This window comes from Cytophagia bacterium CHB2, assembly GCA_030263535.1.
Lineage (GTDB): Bacteria > Zhuqueibacterota > Zhuqueibacteria > Zhuqueibacterales > Zhuqueibacteraceae > Coneutiohabitans.
On record SZPB01000518.1, the window covers coordinates 1 to 3405 of the forward strand.

Genomic DNA, 3405 nt, shown 5'->3' on the forward strand with positions numbered 1-3405 from the left:
CCACGAATGAATTTCAAAACGCGCAGCGCCCGGGCCTGCAAACCTCGCTGATTTGCGTGGGCAAAAAAGGGTATGAACATTTCCAGCGGCGCAATTATCCCATCCTGGCGAAGTACACCGGCTTTTTCAATTACCTCGATTTTACGCACGCGCAGGACATCGGCGAGTTGATTCAACAGCAATACACCGGTGAAAAACTCGACCGCATTTTTCTCGTGTATAACGAGTTCAAATCGGTGATCCAGCAGAATCTCACGGTGCAGCAACTGTTGCCGATCGTGCCGCGCCCGCCGCAGGATGAACGGTATCCCACGGATTTTATTTTCGAACCCTCGCCGCTAAAAATTTTGGACACGCTTTGCCCCAAATACATCAACATCGAGCTGTGGCAGGCGTTGCTGGAATCCTACGCCGCAGAGTTGGGCGCGCGCATGGCGGCGATGGACGCGGCAACGGAGAATGCCAAGGAAATCATTATGCAGTTGACGCTGCATTACAACAAAGCGCGGCAGGCGGCGATCACCAAAGAGCTTTTGGAAATCGTCGGCGGGGCTGAGGCGTTGAAGAAGTAGGCGGCTGAAGATGAGTAGATACGAAATCATTATCTATTGGAGTGAGGAAGATCAGGCGTTTATCGCGGAAGTTCCTGAACTTTTCGGCTGTGCGGCGGATGGAAAAACCCATAAACAAGCGTTGGCAAATGCCGAAATCATCATTCAAGAATAGTTTGAAACTGCGAAAGAGTCGGGTCGCCCAATTCCTCGGCCTAAGCGCCATCTCATGTATGCTCAATAAAAACGGTTTGTAGAACCGCATCGATCGATCTTATTTATTTGCAGCCGTACGTTTTTCAAAAAGCAAGCTTTTAGCCACGGATTTACACGGATCTACACGGATTTCAGAGATTTATAAAAATATAAAGGCATCAGTGAAAATCCGTGTTGATCTGTGGCTAAAGAAAAAGTGCCTGGTAATCAATCTCAATCTTAAGGCCATTCTCACATGCAAGAAGGCAGAGTCGTTCAAGTTATCGGCGCGGTAGTCGATGTTTCGTTTGAAGGCGCGGAAATGCCAGCCATTCTCACCGCGCTCGAATTGAATCGCGCAGTCGGCGGCGGCAAAAGCGAGCGCCTGGTTTTGGAAGTGCAGCAGCATCTCGGCGAGAATACCGCGCGTTGCATCGCCATGGATTCCACCGACGGCCTGGTGCGCGGCACGAAAGTGAAGAACACCGGGCAGCCCATCTTGATGCCGGTCGGCGCCGGCACGCTGGGCCGCGTGCTCAATGTGATCGGCGAGGCGATCGATGAAAAAGGCCCGGTGCAGACGGAGGTGTATCAACCGATTCACCGCCCGGCGCCGCCGCTGGAGAGTTTGGAAACGAAATCGGAAATGCTGGAAACCGGCATCAAAGTTATCGATCTGCTCGAACCTTATTTGAAGGGCGGAAAAACCGGCCTGTTCGGCGGGGCCGGCGTCGGCAAAACCGTTCTCATTCAAGAATTGATCCGCAACATCGCCACGGAACACGGCGGCTATTCCGTGTTCGGCGGCGTGGGCGAGCGCACACGCGAGGGCAACGACTTGCTGCTGGAAATGACGCACTCGGGCGTCATCAGCAAAACCAGCATGGTTTTCGGCCAGATGAATGAGCCGCCGGGCGCGCGCGCGCGCGTCGGGCTTTCCGCGCTGACCATTGCCGAGCATTTCCGTGATGCCGAAGGCAAGGATGTGTTGCTCTTCATCGACAACATCTTCCGCTTCACGCAAGCCGGCTCGGAAGTGTCGGCCTTGCTCGGCCGCATGCCTTCCGCCGTCGGTTACCAGCCGACGCTGGCCACGGAAATGGGCGCGCTGCAAGAACGCATCACTTCCACGAAAAAAGGTTCCGTCACCTCCGTGCAGGCGATTTATGTGCCGGCGGATGACTTGACCGATCCCGCGCCCGCGACAACTTTCGCGCATCTCGACGCCACCACAGTGTTGTCGCGCCGCATCGTCGAGCTGGGAATTTATCCGGCGGTCGATCCGCTGGACTCGACCTCACGCATTCTCTCGCCGCTGGTGGTGGGCGAAGAACATTATCGCGTCGCGCGCCAGGTGCAGCAGATTTTGCAAAAATACAAAGAGCTGCAAGATATTATCGCCATTCTCGGCATGGAAGAATTGTCCGACGACGACAAGATCGCCGTGAATCGCGCGCGCCGCATCGAAAAATTTCTCAGCCAGCCGTTTTTCGTGGCGCAGGAATTCACCGGTACCCCGGGCAAATACGTCCGCCGCGAAGATACCATTCGCGGATTCAAGGGCATCGTCGAGGGCGATTATGACGATCTCCCCGAACAAGCGTTCTACATGGTCGGCACCATCGAAGATGCCGTTGAAAATGCCAAGAAGATGAAAGGATGAGTCTTGTTGCTGGTTGCTAACGGCTGCCTTCGACAAGCTCAGGCAGCGGCGACAAGCTCAGGCAGCGGCGACAAGCTCAGGCAGCGGCGACAAGCTCAGGCAGCGGCGACAAGCTCAGGCAGCAACCAACGACCAGCGACCAACGACCAACATGGCCTCACAAAAAAGCTTTCTTCTCGAAATCGTCACGCCGGCGAGCAAAGTCTTTTCCGCCCAGGTCAAGGCCATCATTGCGCCCGGCGAAGCAGGCTACTTCGGCGTGTTGCCGCATCATACCAACATGCTGGCCACGCTGAAGACCGGGCATTTGAAAGTGGAAACGGCGGAGAAAACGGTGTACTTCGCCATTGCCCGCGGCCTGGCGGAAGTTATGGCCTCCGGGGTAAAAATTTTGGCCGAGACTGCCGAAGAAGCCTCGACTATCGACGTCGAACGCGCTAAACAGGCCAAAGAACGCGCCGATCGCCGTCTCAAAGAAGGCCGCAAACAGTGGGATCTTGAGCGTGCCGAAGCTGCATTGGCGCGCGCCGCCAATCGCTTAAAAGTTGTGGAATTGATGAAATCCTGAACGCCAACCCCGCTTGAACTTCCCCCCATTTATTGTAACATGCTGTTGCCCGCCCGTGACAAAGCAATTGTTTCATGTTGGGGAGCTCCGCGCAGTTCCTTTAGCAGTCATCATTTGATGAATGTATTGCGCCCCGCTTGTTTTGAAACACGTTGTATTCCAAAAATAAGTTCACAACGCCTCGCTTTGCGTTTGAGGGTTGCTTGACATTTGCTCAAAAGCTGCTATATTCTGCGCCGTTCCCCAGACAGTGAGAAGTGGGTCTTCAAAAAAATCCCGAGAACGAACAACGCCATTCTGAGTACGCGCATGATGGACCTTATCCACCCCGACATCAACCAGTACCTCGATGCGCTGCTGCCCGAGCGCCATGTCAAATTGCTGGAAATGGAAAAACTCGCTGCCGAGCGCAATTTTCCCATCGTTGG

General features: G+C 54.6%; 4 protein-coding genes and 1 pseudogene. All 5 read left to right on the plus strand.

What is annotated here, in order from left to right; genetic code table 11:
* The coding region (atpG, locus tag FBQ85_28255) for an ATP synthase F1 subunit gamma (GenBank protein MDL1879027.1) at positions 1 to 572 on the plus strand (572 nt) is incomplete at its 5' end.
* Between the two features lie 10 nt (positions 573 to 582).
* Positions 583 to 795 (plus strand): annotated as a pseudogene (locus tag FBQ85_28260) (type II toxin-antitoxin system HicB family antitoxin).
* Positions 796 to 1002: 207 nt separating this feature from the next.
* Positions 1003 to 2409: a F0F1 ATP synthase subunit beta gene (gene atpD, locus FBQ85_28265; protein MDL1879028.1), complete on the plus strand. Its 1407-nt coding sequence runs from the start codon at positions 1003 to 1005 to the stop codon at positions 2407 to 2409.
* A gap of 151 nt (positions 2410 to 2560) precedes the next feature.
* Positions 2561 to 2977, plus strand: coding sequence for a F0F1 ATP synthase subunit epsilon (locus tag FBQ85_28270; GenBank protein MDL1879029.1), 417 nt, complete (start codon positions 2561 to 2563; stop codon positions 2975 to 2977).
* Between the two features lie 309 nt (positions 2978 to 3286).
* A partial coding sequence (locus FBQ85_28275; protein MDL1879030.1) for an O-methyltransferase occupies positions 3287 to 3405 on the plus strand: 119 nt, incomplete at its 3' end.